Origin of the sequence: Winogradskyella psychrotolerans, from assembly GCF_018860565.1 — a bacterium.
In the GTDB taxonomy this organism is placed as follows: Bacteria; Bacteroidota; Bacteroidia; order Flavobacteriales; family Flavobacteriaceae; genus Winogradskyella; species Winogradskyella damuponensis.
In genome coordinates this window covers 299,322-319,999 of record NZ_JAHKPS010000013.1, presented here as the reverse complement: position 1 = coordinate 319,999, position 20,678 = coordinate 299,322, and the positions used below count along the sequence as shown (strand labels likewise).

Here is a 20,678-nt window from a genome sequence, read left to right as displayed (position 1 = left end):
ATTATTTATCATGATAATTAAGCTTATACATGCTCATTTCTGTAGAAAAAATTAAGTTCAAAGATAAGTCCATAAACATCCATCAAAAAATATTTTTTTAATAAATGTGACCTATTCAAAATACAAGTGTCTTATAGAATATTAAATGAAGGGTAATTTATTTTATAACTTTTATCTGATAATTTAATTAATAGCTAGTATAGAAAACCCCTTTCCCCGTAATTTAAGGGGTTTTCTTTTTTTTAGGAAGATATATGTGACTTAAGTAAAAATGAAGTGTCTTATGTATACATTGATAAAGTGATTTATTTTTTGAGGGAATAAAATCATAACATTGGTTTGATTAGATTGGTTATCTATGGAAACGCTTCTTTTTTTAAGGAAGCGTTTTTTAATTACTGTATCTTTGCAGTTATGGGAAGAATTTTAGCCATTGATTTTGGTACAAAACGAACAGGTTTAGCGGTTACAGACGAAATGCAAATTATTGCTTCTGGTTTAACCACAGTTGATACTAAGGAGTTACTACAATTTTTAAAACATTATGTTTCTACTGAAAAAGTTGAGAGATTTGTAGTTGGCTTACCTAAGCAAATGGATAATACAGCTTCAGAAAGTGAAGTTTATATTCAGAAGTTTTTAGAAAAATTAAGTAAAAGCATTCCTGAAATTCCTGTAGATCGAGTTGATGAGCGTTTTACATCTAAAATGGCTTTTCAAACGATGATTGATAGTGGGTTGAAGAAAAAGCAGCGACAAAATAAAGCCTTAATTGATGAGATTAGTGCAACACTTATTTTGCAGAGTTACCTTTCTAGTATTTAGTAAATAAATGTAAAGTGTTGAAAATTTGAGTCTTTGCTACTTGGCGAGAACGTCTCTGGGAATTTAGTTTTTGAAATTTGAAATTATATTCTTTAAAATTGATACTTTTGCACTCGAAAATAAACGAATTATGATTTTACCAATCGTTGCCTATGGAGATGCTGTTTTAAAGAAAAAAGCAAAAACCATTGATAAAGATTATCCAAAGCTAAATGAGCTAATTGAAAACATGTACGAAACCATGTATGGTGCGTATGGTGTTGGTTTAGCGGCACCTCAAATAGGATTAGCTATTCGTATGTTTTTAGTTGATGCGAGTCCCTTTGCTGACGACGACAGTCTTTCAGAAGAAGAGCAAGAACAACTTAAAGGTTTCAAAAAAACATTTATAAATGCTCAGATTCTAGAAGAAGAAGGAGAGGAATGGGCTTTTAACGAAGGCTGTTTAAGTATTCCAGATGTAAGAGAAGATGTTTTTAGAAAACCTAAGATTAAAATTCAATATCAAGATGAGAATTTTGATACTCATGTTGAAACGTACGACGGTTTAATTGCAAGAGTAATTCAACACGAATATGATCATATTGAAGGTGTTTTGTTTACTGATAAATTGTCGTCATTTAAAAAGCGTTTAATAAAAGGGAGATTGACTAATATTTCAAAAGGTAAAATTAAAATTGATTACAGAATGCGTTTTCCTGCAATGAGCAAGAAACGTTAATACAATATATATGAGCTTAGACAAAATTTTATCCATTTCTGGAAAACCAGGTTTATACCAAATCGTAACACAGACTAGAACAGGTGCTGTTGTAGAATCTTTAATAGACAAAAAAAGGATCACAGTTGGTGCACATAGTAATATTAGCATTCTTAGTGAAATTGCAATTTATACGCTAGCAGAAGAAGTGCCTTTAAAAGATGTGCTTAAAAAAGTAAAAGACAAAGAGAATGGACAGCCAACATCTATCAGTCATAAAGATGGAAAAGATGTTTTAGAAGAATTTTTCTTTGAAGTATTGCCAGATTATGATGAAGATCGTGTGTATCCTTCTGACATAAAAAAAGTAGTACAGTGGTATAATTTACTTCAAAAGAATGATCTTTTAGATGCGCTTGAAGAATCTAAAACCAACAACGATACTTCTGAGGAAGAAGAATAAACATGCCTGATAAAACAGCTCAATTAAAAGCCTTTGAACGTTTGTTACATATCATGGACGAGTTGCGAGAGCAATGTCCTTGGGATAAGAAGCAAACCATGGAATCTTTACGTCATTTAACTATCGAAGAAGTTTATGAGCTTGGCGATGCTATTCTTGATAACGACTTAGAAGAGGTTAAAAAAGAATTGGGCGATGTTTTACTTCATATTGTGTTTTATTCTAAAATAGGGAGTGAAACCAATACCTTTGATATTGCTGATGTTTGTCATAGTATTTGTGATAAGCTTATAGATCGTCATCCTCATATATATGGTGATGTGGTTGTAAAAGATGAAGAAGAAGTAAAACGTAATTGGGAACAATTAAAGCTTAAAGAAGGCAAAACAAGTGTGCTTGAAGGTGTCCCAAAAAGTTTACCAGCTATGGTAAAAGCAAGTCGGATACAAGATAAAGTTGCAGGAGTAGGATTTGATTGGGAAACACCTGAACAAGTCTTTGAAAAAGTAGAAGAGGAGCTAGCCGAACTAAAAGTTGAAATTTTAAAAGGCGATCAGGATGCTATTGAAAGTGAGTTTGGAGACGTTATGTTTTCAATGATAAATTACGCACGTTTCCTTAACGTAAATCCTGAAAATGCTTTGGAGCGCACTAATAAAAAATTCATTAAACGCTTTCAATATCTAGAAAGCAAAGCCAAAGCCTTAGGTAAGTCTTTAAAAGACATGACACTTTCTGAAATGGATGTGTTTTGGGAAGAGGCAAAACTGTTATAAAATTCCTGATAATTTAAGAATTCCTGTAACAAATTAGAGACGTTTAGCCTCTGTTTACGCCGTCTAAAACAGTAAAATACTGTGTCTTACTATCTAAATCATAAAATTTTCTAAAAATTTAAAATAGAAACATCCAAAACTAATTTCTGTGCGTAAATACTTTATATAAAAACAAAAAACGTTTTTATAATCTTAGTAGGAGATCTTAATTATTATTTTAAGCGGTTATAATTAAGGTTAATTTAGTTTAGTTAGGGCAAAACCCATCTGTAGAGACAGATGGGTTTTGATATTTTATGGGTTTTGGTCAACATTCGGTTTTGTCAGATATATGTCGACTTTAGTTTTAACATATAGATACTGAGAATGCCTACTAATTTTTTATTAGTTTTTCTCTAAAGATACCTCCATTGGCATTTTTAATTTCAACTATATAATTACCACTATTTAAATCTTGGATGTTTATTTCCTGATTTAATTTAGAACGCCCTTGTTTTACCGTTCTTCCTAATAAATCAATAATACCATAGGTAATGTCTTCCGTAACGTTTTCGTTACTAGTAACAGTAATAGCATCACTCGTTGGGTTAGGAAATAATTTTAATTCAGGCTTTATTTCAAAAGTTGGTGTGCTTAACGTTTGATCTTCAGCCATAATATTATCAATATCTAATATGGCATCTATAGGTTCTGATTCCCACGAAGGAACAGCATTGTGTAATATTCTCATTTCTTCAACTCCTTGACTTCCACTCCCGAAAGTAACCGCATAACTGAAGGTGTCTGAGAGTGCTGTTATGTTTTCTTCAAGTATAGAAAATGAAATGCGTTTCCATCCTTCGTTTGGTAAAACAGCTATAGCATTAGTAGTACTACAACGATAAATAAGACCATAATCAGTTTGAAAAGAAAGTCTCAAAAAAATAACATTAGAACCAGAGTTTCTAACATCCATTGATATATATTTTACGCGACTTGAAAGATTACCTTGATAGTAATTGCCCTGCCACTGCGCAGTGTTTTTAGTCATTAATTCGAGGTCTGTACCAGAGCCACTAGACGTGACACGTAAAAAATTATCATCGTCACCTAAAGGTCCTCCGTTGTAAATGTTTTCATTTGGTATGGAACTGTTTTTTGTCCAATTGCCCATTGTGTAGTCTTCAAAGTCATCAACTTGATTTAACGCAACTTGTGATAATACTACGGTAGGTAAGCATAATAGTAAAAAGGGTAATAATTTTCTCATAATTTTTCTGGGTGTTAATATTTAGTTTTTCTTTTTAATGGACTATGCTATAAAAAAATTACAGCACTACTTTTTACTTTAGCATTAAAGCAAAAGCTTCTGGCTCATGACAAAATCAACGGTCATAAGTTGAAGCGCTCTGTTTATGTTAATTGTGATTTTAACTATACATCCCACGAACTTTAGTCAGCTTAGCTTTCCAAGTGTCTAATTCTTTCTTGTGGTTTGCAATGTTCTTATGCACATCTTTAACTAATGGGTTATCTGATTTTACATTAGAGAAAAACTGTAAATTATTTTCCAATTGATTAATTTCAGATTTTATCTCGCTCATTCGTTTTTTGATAAAGTTGTATTCGTTATCAAGTAATCTTGTATCATCAGGATTTGCTAAGTTTTCAAGCTTGCTTTCAAACTTAATCATGTCTAATTTAGACTTATCCATTTTTAGCTTATCAAAAGCATCATCTATTGCTTTGTAGAATTTACCATCAATGTAACGTTTGGTTTGTGGTACATGACCAATTTCTTTCCATTCAGAAATTTTAGCTTTTAAAACGTCAATATCGGCTTTAGGGTCATCTGTAAGCTCTAAGGTTTTTAAAGCATCTAGAAGCTTAACTTTTTTGTCGAAAGCATCATATAAGTGTTGGTCTTGTGCTTTACGCTCTGCATGCATTCTGTCAAAATAATGGTTACAAGCTCCTTTAAACTGCTTCCAAATTTTATCGCTATCTTTTCTTGGGACATGACCTATTTTTTTCCATTCATTCTGAATTTTCTTCATCAATGGAGTTACCGTTTTAAAGTCGTCACTGTCTTTATGCTCTTCTGCAATTTGAATTAAATCCTTTTTCTTTTTAAGGTTATCGTATTGATCTTTCTTTAACTCTTTGTAGAAGTTATTTTTACCACGATTAAAAGTTCTTACAGCATCTTTAAACTTTGCCCAAGTTTGTTCGTTTACTTTTAGTGGTACTTTTCCAGCTTTAAAAAAAGCATCTCTTAAAACTTCAATGTCTTTAATTTTTTTCTGCCACGCACTATGAGAATTACCTTTGTCTTCAGCAATTTTTACTATTAGTGCTATAATTTCTTCTTTGCGTTCAAGATTTTTTTCGTGGGCTTTATCCATATCAGCATAATAAGCTTGACGCTTATCGTGTATGGCTTTTGTGGCATTACTGAAACGTTCCCAAATAGCTTCTCTGTGTTCTTTACTAACAGGTCCAAGCTCTTCTTTCCATAATTTATGTAAGACTTGTAATTCTCTAAATGAACGATTGGTGTTTTCGTCTTGTGCTAATTCTTCAGCACGTTCTATGATTTTTAATTTTTGATCATAGTTGTGCTTAAAGTCCATATCTCTCAAATCATTATTGAGGTGTAGAAAGTCATAGAAACGTTCTACATGATGATGGTAAGTATTCCAAGCGTTATTGTATTTATCTCTAGGAATTGGACCAGCATTACGCCATTTTTCTTGTAATTCTTTAAAATGTTTATAGGTTGTGCCCATGTTTTCTTCAACACTAAGCAAGCCTTTTATGTCTTCTATAATTTGTAGTCTATCATCTAGGTTTTGCTTGAGGTTTTGCTCACGCTCCTTATAATAGGCATTTATTGTTTGTTTGTATTCTTTATAAAGTGAATTGAAACGTTTTTTTGTGTCGTTGGTATAATAGAAATCTATTTCATTACCACCTTCTGCAATAAACTCTTCTTTTTTCTCGTCTAAAAGTTCACTGAATTTAGCATTGAATTCAGTTTTAATTTCATTAACGTGCTTTGAAATGGTCTGAATTTTATGATTTTTTAGGAGTCTGCTGATTTCGGTTGTCAGCTCATCCATAGTCATGGCATGATAATCTTTTTCTTCAACTTCATGACGTTCTGCATTAGATTCGTCTTCGGCATCTTCAGCATTTGAAGCTTCTATTTCTTCAACGTGATTGTCTTTGGTTGAATCCGTTTTTGTTTCAACTTCTAGTGCCTCGTCAGTTGAGGTTATTTCTGTTTCAACGTTAGAAGTTGTTTCTTGTGTTGGAGTAGTTTCGTTAGATACTACTTCTTTTTTTCCATCTGCTTCTTGCAGGTTATCATTCTCAGACATGTGTCAAATTTTTTATATAGGAGGTTAAAGATACTAACTAGTAGCTGAATTACAAAGGGATTTGCTGATTGTAGTTATATTATTGAGCGTTTAGGACTTATTCCATATTTTCCAGGATTTTTCGGCTTGTAATCTTAACATTTCTAAACCATTGATGGTTGTGGCTCCTTTAAGTTCTCCACATTGTAAAAATTTGGTTTGTTCAGGGTTGTAAATAAGGTCATATAAAATATGCTTATTTGTAATGGCATCATAAGGAATATCTGGACATTGATTAACTTTAGGAAAAGTACCAATAGGTGTACAATTGATTATAATTGTATACTTAGAAATAATGTCACTAGTTAATTCTGAATACAAAAAAGTGACGTTTTCTTTTTGAGAGCGCGAAACAAAATCATACTTAATTCTAAGTTTTTTAAGAGCGTAGGCAATGGCTTTAGAAGCACCTCCAGTGCCAAGAATTAATGCTTTTTTGTGATGTGATTTTAAATATGGCTTTATAGAGTTTTTAAATCCATAAAAATCGGTATTATAGCCTATTATTTTGTTGTTTTTTGTAAATCGAATTGTGTTAACAGCTCCAATGGCTAATGCTTTTTTATTTAGCTTATCTAGTAATGGAATTACTTCTTCTTTATAAGGAATAGTAACGTTAATTCCTTTTAAATTTGAGGTGTTCTTTATGATTTCTGAAAGTTCATCTATAGATTGTAAATCAAAATTCACATAAGAATACTGTAAGTTTTCAGTTTCAAATTTACTTTTAAAATAACTTCTAGAAAAAGAGTAGGAGATATCTTTTCCTACGAGTCCGAATTTAAGTTTTGAGTTGTCTTGTGCGTTGTCCATACCATTCTAATCCTAAAACTATGAGGATTCCTAGGGCAATATAAGCAATTGCAATGTAAGTTTGTGTATTCAATTCTGGTAAATAACGTTGGTAGTTAGCAATGATTTGTTTTCCAGTAGAATCCAAAATAACTGTGCCTTCAGAATTTGTTTTATACATTGTTTCTTTCCATGGCCAAACGACTCCGAGTGAGCCAATTATAAACCCCATTATAGTTGCTAAAGTAATGTTTTTATAATGTTTTAGAATATAGTTTAGGATATGAGAAAAGGTGACTAAACCAACAACAGAACCCAAAGTAAAAACAGCTAAAACTTTTAGCATTCGTATTCTTACGGCATTGTGTATAAATTCAAAATTACCACTAAAAATATCAAATACAGTATCGTAAAGTGCATTTACAGAATCGACTAAGAGCAATACATAATTGCCTAATAAAATAAGAATAAAAGACCCAGAAAATCCTGGTAATGTCATGCCGGAAACGCTTATAATTCCACAGAAAAACACAAAAAAGAGATTGTCGTTTTCTTTAGCAGGGTCTAAGAAGCTAATGCTAATTCCTGCTATAGCACCGAGTGTTAGCGCTAAAATAGTGGTTCTATTCCATTCTTTAAAATCTTTACTTATGTAGTAAATGGAACCTAGAATCATTCCAAAAAAAGTACTCCAAACATAGAGTTCGTAATGTACAATGAGGTAATCTAATAGTTTAGAAACGCTAAAATAGCTTACTATCATACCTAAGAATAATAGGCTTAAAAATTTACCATTGATGTAACGATAAAAGCTTTTAAATCTTCCGTTAAGTAATAGTCTAAAAGCTGTTTTGTTAACACGTTGTAGTGAGTAGATAAATTCTTCGTAAAAACCGGCGACAAAAGCAACCACTCCTCCAGAAACACCAGGAACTTTGTTTGCAGCTCCCATAGCCAAACCTTTAATGACCAGGAATATACGATCTTTAAGGGCTCTTGTGCTTTGCATTACACGTTGTCTTTTTGTTTTCCTAAAGTTTCTAAAACAAGAATTGCAGCAAAACCAATAATAATAAATACAATAGCCATTACTATCTCATTATCTCCACTATAGGAAGACGGTAAAATACTTTTGTCTAGTAAGGTTACTACTTCTCCTTCAGAATTTACGCGTGTTTTTAAAACCTCTTTCCAAGGCCATATTTTGTTTAAAGACCCAATCATAAAACCAGTTAAGATGGCTAATGTTAGGTTTTTATGGTGCTTAAACATCCAGTTTAGCGCTTTAGAAAAAACTTTAAGTCCAATGACAGCACCAACGGCAAGTAATACAAATTTAAAAAGAGCATCTTTAAAAAGTTCCATGTTACCATTAAGTAAACCATCTCTTAAATTGTTAATTGTATCTATTGCTGTTTGGTAAGCTCCAAGAATAAGTAAAATAAAAGCACCAGAAACACCGGGTAATATCATAGCTATTATGGCAATAAAACCACAAAACAATAAATAGAATGGACTGTCTGGAGAAGCAAACGGTTCTGCTAGTGTAATGTAAAATGATAAAATAGAAGTAATAATAATTGCAATTACTAATTTTAACGACCAACCATTGATTTGTTTAGCGATGTAAAGAATACTTGCTAAAACAAGTCCAAAAAAGAAAGACCAAAGTAAAATAGGTTCATTGTGTAGTAGCCATTTTATCAGTTTTGCTAAGGATAAAATGCTAATAGCAATTCCTGAAAATAGAGCTAATAAAAAATTACCGTTAATAGAATTCCAAGCGGTTTTAAAGCCATCTTGTTTCCAAACTTTAAAAACATTTAGATTTACTTTGTCTATACTTTCTATAAGTTCTTCGTAAATACCAGAAATAAAAGCAATGGTTCCTCCAGAAACACCTGGAACAACATCTGCAGCTCCCATAGCAATACCTTTAAAAGTGATGGCTAAATAATCTATAAATCGTCTTTGCATTCTTTTGTAAAATAAGAGCTGCTAAGGTAAGATTTTTTTTAGTTTGATGTCTTTTTAGCTTCTGAAATTATAGCCTTAATTAAAGGTCTGTCTGTGAGTTGAGGAAATAATTCTGAAATAATAAAACTATAGTCAATATTAAGACATGTGGCGTTTTTTAGATGGAAACGGCCTTCTTCAGGTTGATATACCATAAAATAGAGTCCTGCTAAACGATACTCAACTTCAGGGCTTTCTGGATAGAATTCTGTCGTTTGTAATAAATTGAAAATAGCAGCTTGGTACTCGCCAAGTTCAATTAAGATATCTGTTCTGTTTAACCAAGTATCTAATTCGTAATTTCCTAGTTCTAAAGCGCGTTTGTAACCTTGTTCTGCTTCTTCAAGAAAATTTAAATGTTTGTTTACTGTGGCATACAATTTCCAATATAACACATTGTCTCCGTCAATTGCAACGGCTTTTTTTATGTAATCAAGTGCGTTATGGTAATCGTGACGTTTGAGGTAAAATTTAGTAATTGCAATCCAACCTTTATCTAGTAAAGCATCTTCATCAATCGTTTTTTTGAAAAACTGAATAGCTAAATCACTCTGTCCAAGTTTTGAATAACAATAGCCAATTCTCAAAAGCGCAAAAGAAGTAGGATCGTCTAAAGCTAAGGTGATTTTATAATTTTCAATCGCTTCTTCGTACTTTTTTAGTTTTTCTAAAACTTTACCTTTTTCAATATAAGCTCCGACAAAAGTATCATCAGAAATAATTGCAAAATCAAAAGCTGCACTTGCTTTGGCATATTCTTTAATAGCAAAATATTGTCTGCCTAATTGATGCCAGGCAACTTCACAATAAGGATTAGTATCTAGGAATTCATTCAGGTATTCTATTGCTTCAGAATTTTTATTTAAAAAATCGTAGCAGTAAATTATATTATGAAGTGCAGAATAATCTGTAACATCACTTTCTAGACATTTTTTAAAATAGATAATAGCATCATCAAACTGATCTAGGAATAAATATTCCATACCTACCAAAGCGTATAAATCTGCATCATCTTCTGGTGAGTTAGACATGTCAATGGCAATAAGCAATGTATTTATTGCTTTTTGATGCTCATCTTGCTTAGATAATACATTTGCTTTTTGAATAAAAATCTCTTCGTTAGTGGGTTCTAAATTATGAAGTTTATCGAGAAGTTCATTGGCTTCTGCAAACTTATTCTCAATAACCAATATTTCTACTTGAAATAACCTGAGGTTAATAGATGTAGGGTGTTGTTCTAAACCTAATTTTATAGCACGTTTAGACAAAGCAATTTTACCATTTTCAAGATAATGATGAATAATGTTCTCAAATTCGGCCGAATCAAAGAACAATATATTATTGGTCTTTAACATCGATTCAAATCGAGTAAGTGGAAAATTTTCGTCTTCGTGACTGTACTGCATATATGGATTAATATTTCACCGAAATAAAATTACAGTTATCCTTTAGTCTACATTGCTTTTTGAGCGAATGTTTTTAACAAAGTAGTTAACATTAAAACCACACTTTATTTGTTGTGGCTTAAAAATCTGGGATTTAGTAACTTGTGTGTTGAAGAATATGTTTAGATACTGTCTAATATTGACGTAATAATACGACAGCCTTCAATTATTTCTTCATTTGAGATGGTTAATGGAGGTGTAATCCGGATAGCTTTTGGTTCAAAAAGTAACCAAAATAGGATTAATCCTTGGTTTTGAGCTTCTAAAATAACCTGACTTGTAAGGTCTGCACTTTCTGTTAAAGCGGCTAACATTAATCCACGACCTCTAATTTCTTTGATGTGTTTATGCTGAAGGTGTTTTCTTATTAATGCTTCTTTTTTTAAGGTTTCAGCGATGAGATTAGACGCTGTTATTTCTTTTAAAGTAGCTAAAGCAGCAGCAGCAATTACAGGATTGCCTCCAAAGGTTGTGATATGTCCAAGTTTAGGATTGTCGCTTAAAGTACTCATCATTTCTGTTGAGGCGGTAAAAGCTCCAATGGGTAAACCGCCACCTAAACCTTTGCCTGTAACAACAATATCTGGTTGACAGTTGTAGTTTTCAAATCCAAATAGCTTTCCCGTTCTGCCAATTCCTGGTTGAATTTCGTCAAGAATAAATACAGCTCCGACGGCATTGCAACGTTCTTGAACTTTAGCTAAATAATTATTAGTAGGTTCAATAAAGCCTGCTCCTCCTTGAATGGTTTCTAAAATAACTGCAGCTGTGTTTTCTGTAATTTGAATTAAATCGCTTTCTGAGTTAAATTCAATATGTTTTATGTCTGGAATTAGTGGTAGAAAAGGGTGTTTACGTTCTTCGTAATCCATTAAACTTAATGAGCCTAATGTGTTGCCATGATAGGCATTTTTTGCAGCAATTATTTCTGAACGCTGTGTATAACGTCTTGCTAATTTTAGGCTACCTTCAATAGCTTCTGTACCAGAATTAACTAAATAGGTAGATTCTAATGGTTTTGGCAAATGTGCAGCGATGAGTTTAGATAATTCAACAGCAGGTGCTTGAATATATTCACCATATACCATGACATGAAGGTATTTGTCCAATTGCGTTTTTACAGCGTCAATGACTTTAGGGTGTGCATGTCCTAGGCTACAAGCAGAAACACCTGCAACAAAATCTAGATACGCTTTAGCGTTGGTATCATAAATATAAGAGCCTTTAGCATGGCTTATTTCCATGGCTAATGGATGTGGTGTTGTCTGGGCTTGATATTTAAAAAAGTCTGTTTTCAATTAGTCTTTTTCTTTTTTTGATTGTAACGGCTTTTCTTTTTTTAACGTTGCTTTTAAAGGAGCCGTCGTTGTTTTTTTAGGTAAATTCCGAGCTGCTTTGTTGTCTTTTTTTGGTGTTGCTTTTCCGGCTTCTTCAACACGTTTGGTGGTGTTGTCGTCAATAAATTCTTCGGCAGGAACGTAATCTTCTAAGCCTTTAATTATTGGCAAATCTAATGGAGGATCGTCTTTAAATAAATCTTCAACTGAGAGAGGGCGTTCTTCGCCTCGCCAATCAAAACCTCTTAATTGTCTTGCGCTTTTAGGGAAATCTGTCTCAGGAAAAATATCTCCATCAATTTGGTTAATAAAGCGTACTTCCTCAACAGCTTGGTCAATAATTTTAACATTAATACTGCCAGATTTTGACTTTTGAATACCAATTAATTCATTGTCGTCATTCCGTAAATAGCGAATGGTTTCTGCATTTTTTAGTACATCAACATTGTATAGTTCATTGTCTTTAAATAAACCAATTAGTTGTTGTCCTTTTATTTGGTTGAAGCCATCTTTGCTTATAGTGTCTTTGCTAACTAAAAAAGCATTGTTGAATACTTTTAACGAATCGAGTTGTTCCGTTTTAACGTTAGAAATTAAATGAATAGTGTCTCCTGTCATTTGATTTTCTATATTCCAGAGTACTGGTTTGCGTTGTATTGCAAATGCATCTGTAGAGCTAAATCGGCTGAGATTTATCATTTGTGTCAATCCCGTTTTGTGATCTACGTGAATAGAGTCTGATTTACCTGCTAAGTCGCTTTTGTATAATTTTACATTGTAAAAAGCTCTTGTGATTCTGTGATCTTCTTTACCTGTAACCAATAAGGTGTCTGCGTGCATATAAACAGAATCTTTTTCTTGAACGGTTATGGCTAGAGCTCTTTTGGTAATATACATAGAGTCTTTTTCGCGCCAGACTTCAGCATAATGGCCTTTTACAATACTTTTATTTAAAGTGTCTGTTACAGTAATATTATTAGTGGCTGAAGCAAAATTTTTGTTTCTATCAAAATATAAGCTGTCTCCTTCTACGGTTCTGTTTTCATAATCGATTTTAGCATTACGCTGAAAATGACCAGTATCGTTATTGGTGTTGTAAAAGCCGCGTTCGCAATAGACCTTACTGGTTTCTCCAACAATAGTTGATGGTCCAAAAAGGTAAGCGTGTCCATTTTCTGTATAAAAATCGAGACGCTCTGTATTGAGTGTATATTGAGGGTTTACAAGTACTACATCTTTTACAAATTGATATTTACTTGTATTCATGTAGTAACGGCCAATTTGACTTGTAATGGTTCCTGAAGAATCTCTTACAACCGTTCCTCCTGTATTGTAATATGCTTGTTGTCTGGTTCTATTAAACCAAAGTGTATCTGTTTTTAGTGTTGATTGTGGTTCGGTTAAAACAACATCTCCACTTGCAAAAGCTAATTGTGTTTTTCCGCTATACTCTACATATTTGGCAACCATATTAATAGAGTCTCCTTGTTTCATTACAACATTACTAAAAGCTTCAATGAAATCTTGATCTTGATAATAAATAGCTTTGTCGCACCACATATTTACTCCTTCATGGATAAAGTGGATTTGTTGTGATTTGTCTCTAAGAAAGACTATGGCGCCATCTTCAACTTCTGGAGCGGTTGAAGCATTACCAGCGTATTTAATGGTAATACGTTGTTTTTCTTGAGCAAAACTAAGGCATACAAAGGAAAAGCAAATGAGAAATAATAAATTCTTAAAACGTTTCAAAGGCATATATTTTTTACAAAATAACACTTATTAGATTTGCTTTAGTATGTGTTAACGTTTTTTTTAACAGAAATGTGTAGCTTACCAAGCTTAATAGTAGATAAAAATATTGGTTTTTCTGAGAAATAGTTTAAAGTTAAGACACTATATCTTTACCATAAATTTCACAAAAAAACCAATATTTTATTTAAGTCTAATTATATCTTCTTACGAATGATAGTCTGTTTACGATCAGGACCCACAGATACAATTGTAATAGGAATATTTAATTCGTTTTCTAAGAATTCAACATAACCATTTAAATTTTCAGGTAGTTGTGACGCTTCAGTCATTCCTGTTAAATCTGCAGCCCAACCTTTTACTTCTGTATAAATAGGAGTAATGTTTTCTTCTTCGATGTTATATGGTAAATGCGTAATGGTTTCACCTTTATACTTATAAGCAGTACATACTTTAAGGGTTTTAAAACCAGAAAGCACATCTCCTTTCATCATTATTAATTGTGTAACACCGTTAACTTGACAAGCATAACGTAAAGCGACTAAATCTAACCAACCACAACGTCTTGGGCGACCTGTAGTAGCTCCAAATTCGTTTCCAACCTTGGCCATAGTTGCGCCATCTTCATCAAATAATTCTGTTGGAAATGGTCCAGAACCCACACGAGTAGTATAAGCTTTAAAAATTCCGAAGACTTCTCCAATTTGGTTTGGTGCAACTCCTAAACCTGTACAAGCACCTGCCGCAGTGGTATTAGACGATGTTACAAAAGGATACGTTCCAAAATCAATATCTAATAAAGAGCCTTGAGCCCCTTCTGCTAATATCGATTTTCCAGATTGTTGTGCTTGATAAATGTATTCTTCAGAGTCAATAAACTGTAATGATTTTAAAGTTTCGATAGCTTCAAAGAAATCGGCTTCTAATTCTTTTAGGTTGTATTGAATATCTACGTTGTAAAATTCAATCATTGCTTCGTGCTTGTCTGCTAAAGCTCTGTATTTGTCTTTCCAATCGGCTAATTCAATATCTCCAACTCTAATTCCATTTCTACCAGTTTTGTCCATGTACGTTGGACCAATACCTTTTAATGTAGACCCTATTTTAGCTTTGCCTTTAGACGCTTCACTTGCGGCATCTAATAAACGATGCGTAGGTAAAATAATATGTGCTTTACGAGAAATGCAAAGGGATTTTTTATAATCTACGTTTTGTTCTTTTAACTTATCTAGTTCTTTCTTGAAAATAACAGGATCGATAACAACACCATTACCGACGAGATTCACTTTGTTCTCGTGAAAAATACCTGATGGAATTGTGTGCAATACATGTTTTTTGCCGTTAAATACCAAAGTATGACCTGCATTTGGCCCACCTTGAAAGCGTGCAATAATATCGTAGTTAGAGGTAAATACATCGACAATTTTTCCTTTGCCTTCATCTCCCCATTGTAATCCAAGTAGTAAATCTACTGCCATTTTAAAATTGAGTTAGTCGTCTTTTTTACGATTACCGTAAAAATATAGTGAATGATTAGTTATCTGAATATCAAAAACCTCTTCAATGGTTTTTTTTATGGATTGAATGCGTGGATCACAGAATTCTATAACCTCTCCTGTGTCTGTAAGAATAACATGATCGTGATTTTTGTCGAAATAGGATTTTTCGTAATGTGCTTGACTTTTTCCAAATTGGTGTTTGCGAACCAAAGCACATTCTAACAATAATTCAATCGTATTATAAAGCGTGGCTCTACTTACACGGTAGTTTTTGTTTTTCATTTTAATATAAAGAGACTCTATATCAAAATGATCTTCGCTGTCATAAATTTCTTGAAGTATAGCGTAACGCTCAGGTGTTTTTCTGTGACCTTTATCTTCTAGGAATTGTGTAAACACGCGTTTTACAATTTCTTGGTTGCTTTCTTCTGTAGTTGCATTCATAATTAAGGAGCAAATTTAAGCAAATTTTAAATGATATAAATTGTAAAAACTAGGATTTAAAAGGAAAAGAAATGAACATGTTTTTAATAACTTTTTAAAAGTTTAAAAAAACGAGTTATACTCTAGTAACTTTATCAATGCCATTAATTTTTTTAAGCTTTTCAATTACCTTTTTTAGCATAGTTTGGTTTTTGACTTCCACTGTTATTTTCCCTGTGAATACACCGTCATCACTAGAAAAACTTAGGCTTTTCATATTTACGTGCATATTCTCGGAAATTAATTTTGTAATATGATTCACCAGTCCCATATCATCAATACCAGATAATGTAATCTGTGAGGTGTACACTTGCTGTGACGAATCTATCCATTTTGCTTGTAAAATTCTGTATGCGTAATTAGATTGTAAGCTTACAGCATTAGGGCAATTTTTCTTGTGCACTTTTATGCCTTCATTAATGGTTACAAAGCCAAATACTTTGTCGCCAGGAATTGGATTACAGCAATTTGCTAATGTATAGTTGAGTTTTTCTTCCTCTTTACCAAAAACCAACATGTCATATTTAGAAGTAATTTCTTCTTTATGAATATCTTTTGGAACCGATGGTTTGTATATTTTGTTTTTAAAATAACTAACAAATGCATTGCTGCGAGAAGAGGCAAATGCTTTTAATTTGCTGTTGTCAATAGTACCAATACCAACACGATAAAATAAATCTAAAGACGTATTTAGTTTAAAATAACTAACCAATTCATTAATGGAACTTTCATTTAAAGTTATTTTTAATTGCTTTAATTTTCGTCTTAAAATCTCTTTTCCTTCTTCTGCGATAAGTTTGGTGCCTTCGTTTAATGCCGATTTAATTTTACTTCTAGCTCTTGCTGTAGTAGCATAATCTAGCCAATTGGCGTTTGGTTTGGCATTTTCTGAAGTCATAATCTCAACACGATCGCCACTTTGTAGTTCATGACTTAAAGGCACTAATTTTCCATTCACTTTGGCACCGCGAGTTTTCATACCAACTTCTGTATGAATACTAAATGCAAAATCGAGTGGAGTTGCCCCTTTTGGAAGCGATTTTAAATCACCTTTGGGTGAAAAGACAAAAATTTCTTTAGAATATAAGTTGAGTTTAAATTGTTCTACAAAGTCTACAGCATCAGCTTCATTGTTTTCTAAGGCTTCTTGTAAACGGTTAATCCACAAGTCTAAATTGTCTTCTTTGGCGTCTGCATTTTTATATTTATAGTGAGCAGCATAGCCTTTTTCGGCAATTTCATTCATGCGCTCACTACGTATTTGAACTTCAACCCAGCGGCTTTTTGGACCAACAACTGTAATATGAAGCGCTTCATAACCTGTAGATTTTGGTGACGAAATCCAATCTCTAAGTCTAATTGGATTTGGCGTAAAATGATCGGTTACGATAGAATATATTTTCCAAGCTAAGAATTTTTCGTTAGCTAAATCTGATTTATAAATAATACGAACCGCAAACTTATCGTACACTTCTTCAAAAGAGACTCCTTGTTTTACCATTTTTCTACGAATGCTAAAAATAGATTTTGGCCGTCCTTTAATTTCGTAGTTTAGACCTTCGGTATTTAAAGAGTCTTCAATAACTTTAGAGAATGCTTTGATATATGCATCTTGCTCTTCTTTGCTATCTTTAATTTTTTCTAAAATATCATTATAGACCTCAGGTTCAGTGTATTTTAATCCTAAATCTTCGAGTTCGGTTTTAATATTGTAAAGCCCAATTCTATGAGCTAGAGGTGCGTATATGTATAGTGTTTCAGATGCAATCTTGACTTGCTTGTCTGAACGCATAGAATCCATGGTTTGCATATTGTGCAAACGGTCTGCGATTTTAATAATAATAACTCTTACATCGTCATTTAAGGTCAGAAGCATTTTTCTGAAATTCTCGGCTTGCAAAGACACATCCATGTCTTTTTTTAACGATGAGATCTTGGTGAGGCCATCAACAATTCTCGCAACAGTTTCTCCAAACAGCCGTTCCATATCGTCAATGGTATATTCTGGGTTGTCCTCAACCACATCATGAAGTAAAGCTGCAGCAATAGATGTGGCGTCTAAACCAATTTCTTGAGCTACAATTTTAGCAACAGCAATAGGGTGAAAGATATAAGCTTCTCCAGATTTACGACGTTGATCTTTGTGCGCATCTACAGCGACATCAAAAGCATGACGGATTAATTTTTTATCCTCATCTGTTAACGTCTGATAGCTTACTTTTAGTAATTCTTTGTAAGCTTTTGCAATGGCCTTATTTTCTTTTTCTATAGCTTCCTCAGTCATAGAACTAAAGTAGTGAAAGGATTTCTAATTGGCAATTGTTTTTTTAAATGAAATTTGAATAAACTTTGATTTTTTAAGATAATAGTGTCACCCTTACAGGTAACAATAGAAAAATTAAGAGCTGTATTTGTTACTGTGTAAGATTAAAAAAAATGTTATGGTTGTTTTTATTCTAGTCGATATTAAAGTTTTAATTAGAACGATTTAGAAATCAATAATATAAATACTTGTAAATAAAAAATAGCAGAACCCACAAATAAGTGGGTTCTATTATAATTTTATTTCAAATTGAGATTTATGGATTAGTAGACCACAACGACGCGTTAGCCATCATAGCGCGTCTAGGTAATTTTAAACCAGAAACAATTAGTTCTGCAAAATCTTCGGGCTGTAATACGCTGTCTTCAGAATCTTTAGTGGCTATACCTAGCTCTATAGACATATCAGAAGCAATAGTACTTGGGGTTAATGTACACACTCTAATGTTATTTTTTCTAACTTCTTTCATTAAGGATTGTGACATTCCGATAACCGCAAATTTTGAAGCTGAATATGCAGAAGTCGTAGCATTACCTGTTAAGCCTGCTGTAGAAGAGATATTTATAATATCACCTTCGTTTTTAGCTATTAAATGTGGTAAAACCTCTTTGGTGACGTAATACATTCCCATGACATTGGTTTGTATAATTTGGCTCCATTGATTCACTTCCATATCGTTTAAAGATCCAAAAGCAGCAATACCGGCATTGTTCACTAAAATATCAATAGAGCCTAAAGTTTCAATTAAAGTTTTAATGCTTGCTTGTACTTCCTCGTAATTACTGACATCAAATACAGCATATATAGCGTTAACTCCAAATGTTTTTAATTCTGAAACGGTTTCTTTTAAAACGGCTTCATTTCTACCTGTAATAGCCACATCAATACCTTCTTTAGCAAAAGCGATAGCTGTTGCTTTTCCTAAACCTCTTCCGCCTCCTGTAATTATTGCTTTTCTATTTTTTAAATCTGTCATTATATTATGTTTCTTTTTGTTCAAAGTTATAAAAATTGTGGGTTAGTCATGTTATAATAATGTGAACTTACAACCTTAAATTCTTAATGCGTTCTAAAAGTGTGAGATGCGTTTTTTTGACAAGTATTGAGTGTTAGAAAATGTTATTTCCCGTGCTTTTTCCAATACGATTTACCGTAGCTGCAAAATACTTCTTCACCATAGTTTATGTCTTTTATTGCTTTGATGCAGACATTATTATCATCATCTAAAGTAATTGCGGCATTATTTTTAAAATTACTTTGCGATAAGCCTTCTGCATCATTAGCGTATTTGGCAAAGCACTGGGTATGCATACTGTCCATAATAGTGCCATTTAGCAAGTTAATAAAATACCTATCTTGGTGTTGTGCTGCTCGTTTTGCGGCTTCTTTGTTATCGATAATTTCCCCTTTAAACAACGCAATGATTTCATCTTTATAAATGTCAACTGCCGTAAATAAACCTTGTCCAGCATGTTTAATTTGTGAAGGCTGAATAAACAAGTAGTCTGATTCTGGAGCTTCAATAGTATTTGTACTTGTATAATGGTCTTCTGTATTGGAGGCGTTCAAGGTTTATAAGATATGTTAAGGTTGTTAGTTGCTAGGATTTAACCCGCTTTTATTTTTCAAGTTATTTACGCGTTCTAAAAGCGTAGGATGCGAATAATGCATAAACACATAGGCTTTATGAGGGGTTAAATTACTCAAGCTATTTTTAGATAATTTCTTTAATGAGGTGATTAAAGGTTCGGCTTTATATGTTGCTTTAGCATAATCATCCGCTTGGTATTCAAAAACGCGCGAAACGTAATTCATTATTAAACCTGTGACTTCAGAAATAGGCGAGTAGAGTAGTCCAAAAGCAATTAAGCCAACATGAAAACTCGGCGTTTCAACTCCAATAGCATTAGATAATAACGGATTTGATATAAAGATGGATAAAATGAATAGTGTTAATCCTGTAAGTAGAATAGAGGTTACTAAATTAAAAATGATGTGTTTCTTTTTGTAATGTCCTACTTCATGTGCTAAAATAGCAACGATTTCTTCATCGTCTAAATCGTTGATTAAAGTATCGTAAAGTGTTACGCGTTTTTCACTGCCAAATCCCGAAAAATAAGCATTGGCTTTGGTGCTTCGTTTTGAACCATCGATGATGAATATTTTCTCGAGATTAAAACCAACAGATGCTGCATAGGCTGAAATTTTGGTTCTCAATTCGCCGTCTTCTAAAGGAGTTTGTTTATTGAATAGTGGTACAATAAGTTTGGAATAAAACATATTCATAAACACAGTGAAAGCGGTTACAATGCCCCAAGCGTATAGCCAGAACTGATTTCCTGTAACTTGATAAAACCAAACAATAAGTGCAATGATGCCTCCGCCGAGAAGTACGGTCATTAGCAAACCTTTTAATTTATCTAAAATAAAGGTCTTTTTAGTCGTTTTGTTGAAGCCGAATTTTTCTTCAATTACAAAGGTTTTGTAATAGCCAAATGGTGTTGTAATTATATCGCTAGCAATCATAATAATGCCAAAGAAAATTAAGGCAATTAGTATTGGGTTATCAGAATAACGTCTAGCGAAATTGTCAACGTATTCAAAGCCATCTAGAAGTAAGAAGCCTAAGGTTAATATAAAAGAAAACAAGGAGGTTATAAGTCCAAATTTATAATTCACAGTTTTGTAAGCTTGTGATTTTTTATATTCCTCTGCGTCATACACATCGTCTAATACTTCAGGAATTGGATCGTTATAATGTTTTGCGTTTATAGCATCGAGCACTTTATCGATTATAAAGTTGATGACAATAATAGCGATGATGATATAGAATAGGGTTTGTGCTGTCATTAATATATTTTTTTGT

Annotated in this window: 18 protein-coding genes; 4 read left to right on the top strand and 14 right to left on the bottom strand. The window is 32.8% G+C overall.

Annotated elements, in window-relative coordinates:
- Nucleotides 1–414: 414 nt before the first annotated feature.
- The 4 genes from ruvX (at nucleotide 415) to mazG (ending at nucleotide 2,764) form a co-directional block, all read left to right on the top strand.
- On the top strand, nucleotides 415–825 hold the full coding sequence (gene ruvX, locus KO504_RS06020; protein WP_215925423.1) for a Holliday junction resolvase RuvX: 411 nt from the start codon (nucleotides 415–417) through the stop codon (nucleotides 823–825).
- Between the two features lie 130 nt (nucleotides 826–955).
- Nucleotides 956–1,546 carry a peptide deformylase gene (def, locus tag KO504_RS06015; protein WP_215925422.1) on the top strand — a complete coding sequence of 197 codons (591 nt, stop codon included), beginning with the start codon at nucleotides 956–958 and terminating at the stop codon, nucleotides 1,544–1,546.
- A gap of 10 nt (nucleotides 1,547–1,556) precedes the next feature.
- A complete protein-coding gene (locus KO504_RS06010; protein ID WP_215925421.1) occupies nucleotides 1,557–1,988 on the top strand; it encodes a DUF5606 family protein in 432 nt (143 codons plus the stop codon).
- 2 nt (nucleotides 1,989–1,990) lie between these two features.
- The gene (gene mazG, locus KO504_RS06005; RefSeq protein ID WP_215925420.1) at nucleotides 1,991–2,764 is read left to right on the top strand and encodes a nucleoside triphosphate pyrophosphohydrolase; all 774 of its coding nucleotides are present in this window, start codon (nucleotides 1,991–1,993) and stop codon (nucleotides 2,762–2,764) included.
- Nucleotides 2,765–3,137: 373 nt separating this feature from the next.
- Here mazG and KO504_RS06000 read toward each other — a convergent pair whose 3' ends face one another.
- The 14 genes from KO504_RS06000 to KO504_RS05935 all read right to left on the bottom strand — a co-directional run bounded on the left by KO504_RS06000 (nucleotide 3,138) and on the right by KO504_RS05935 (nucleotide 20,662).
- Entirely contained in the window at nucleotides 3,138–4,013 is an 876-nt protein-coding gene (locus tag KO504_RS06000; protein ID WP_215925419.1) for a T9SS type A sorting domain-containing protein, read from the bottom strand.
- Between the two features lie 160 nt (nucleotides 4,014–4,173).
- Nucleotides 4,174–6,126 (bottom strand): DUF349 domain-containing protein, encoded by a 1,953-nt coding sequence (locus KO504_RS05995; protein ID WP_215925418.1) that lies wholly within the window; start codon nucleotides 6,124–6,126, stop codon nucleotides 4,174–4,176.
- 90 nt (nucleotides 6,127–6,216) lie between these two features.
- Nucleotides 6,217–6,978 carry a shikimate dehydrogenase family protein gene (locus tag KO504_RS05990; RefSeq protein ID WP_215925417.1) on the bottom strand — a complete coding sequence of 254 codons (762 nt, stop codon included), beginning with the start codon at nucleotides 6,976–6,978 and terminating at the stop codon, nucleotides 6,217–6,219.
- On the bottom strand, nucleotides 6,947–7,966 hold the full coding sequence (locus tag KO504_RS05985) for a DUF368 domain-containing protein (RefSeq protein WP_215925416.1): 1,020 nt from the start codon (nucleotides 7,964–7,966) through the stop codon (nucleotides 6,947–6,949). Before KO504_RS05985 ends, KO504_RS05990 begins: the two co-directional genes overlap by 32 nt.
- Nucleotides 7,966–8,934, bottom strand: a complete 969-nt coding sequence (locus KO504_RS05980) for a DUF368 domain-containing protein (protein ID WP_215925415.1) — start codon at nucleotides 8,932–8,934, stop codon at nucleotides 7,966–7,968. The genes KO504_RS05985 and KO504_RS05980 overlap by 1 nt, the downstream gene beginning before the upstream one ends.
- A 38-nt stretch (nucleotides 8,935–8,972) precedes the next feature.
- Nucleotides 8,973–10,379 carry a tetratricopeptide repeat protein gene (locus KO504_RS05975; protein ID WP_215925414.1) on the bottom strand — a complete coding sequence of 469 codons (1,407 nt, stop codon included), beginning with the start codon at nucleotides 10,377–10,379 and terminating at the stop codon, nucleotides 8,973–8,975.
- 161 nt (nucleotides 10,380–10,540) lie between these two features.
- A complete protein-coding gene (locus KO504_RS05970) occupies nucleotides 10,541–11,716 on the bottom strand; it encodes an aspartate aminotransferase family protein (protein WP_215925413.1) in 1,176 nt (391 codons plus the stop codon).
- Nucleotides 11,717–13,513, bottom strand: coding sequence for an OstA-like protein (locus KO504_RS05965; RefSeq protein WP_215925412.1), 1,797 nt, complete (start codon nucleotides 13,511–13,513; stop codon nucleotides 11,717–11,719).
- A gap of 191 nt (nucleotides 13,514–13,704) precedes the next feature.
- Nucleotides 13,705–14,985, bottom strand: a complete 1,281-nt coding sequence (locus tag KO504_RS05960) for an adenylosuccinate synthase (protein WP_215925411.1) — start codon at nucleotides 14,983–14,985, stop codon at nucleotides 13,705–13,707.
- 12 nt (nucleotides 14,986–14,997) lie between these two features.
- The gene (locus KO504_RS05955) at nucleotides 14,998–15,450 is read right to left on the bottom strand and encodes a Fur family transcriptional regulator (RefSeq protein WP_215925410.1); all 453 of its coding nucleotides are present in this window, start codon (nucleotides 15,448–15,450) and stop codon (nucleotides 14,998–15,000) included.
- Nucleotides 15,451–15,565: 115 nt separating this feature from the next.
- A complete protein-coding gene (locus KO504_RS05950; RefSeq protein WP_215925409.1) occupies nucleotides 15,566–17,773 on the bottom strand; it encodes a RelA/SpoT family protein in 2,208 nt (735 codons plus the stop codon).
- A 295-nt stretch (nucleotides 17,774–18,068) separates the two neighbouring features.
- Complete coding sequence (locus KO504_RS05945) at nucleotides 18,069–18,788, bottom strand: 3-ketoacyl-ACP reductase (RefSeq protein ID WP_215925408.1); 720 nt, start codon at nucleotides 18,786–18,788, stop codon at nucleotides 18,069–18,071.
- Nucleotides 18,789–18,931: 143 nt separating this feature from the next.
- Complete coding sequence (locus KO504_RS05940) at nucleotides 18,932–19,381, bottom strand: SET domain-containing protein-lysine N-methyltransferase (protein WP_215925407.1); 450 nt, start codon at nucleotides 19,379–19,381, stop codon at nucleotides 18,932–18,934.
- A 24-nt stretch (nucleotides 19,382–19,405) separates the two neighbouring features.
- Entirely contained in the window at nucleotides 19,406–20,662 is a 1,257-nt protein-coding gene (locus KO504_RS05935) for a M48 family metallopeptidase (protein ID WP_215925406.1), read from the bottom strand.
- Nucleotides 20,663–20,678 lie beyond the last annotated feature (16 nt).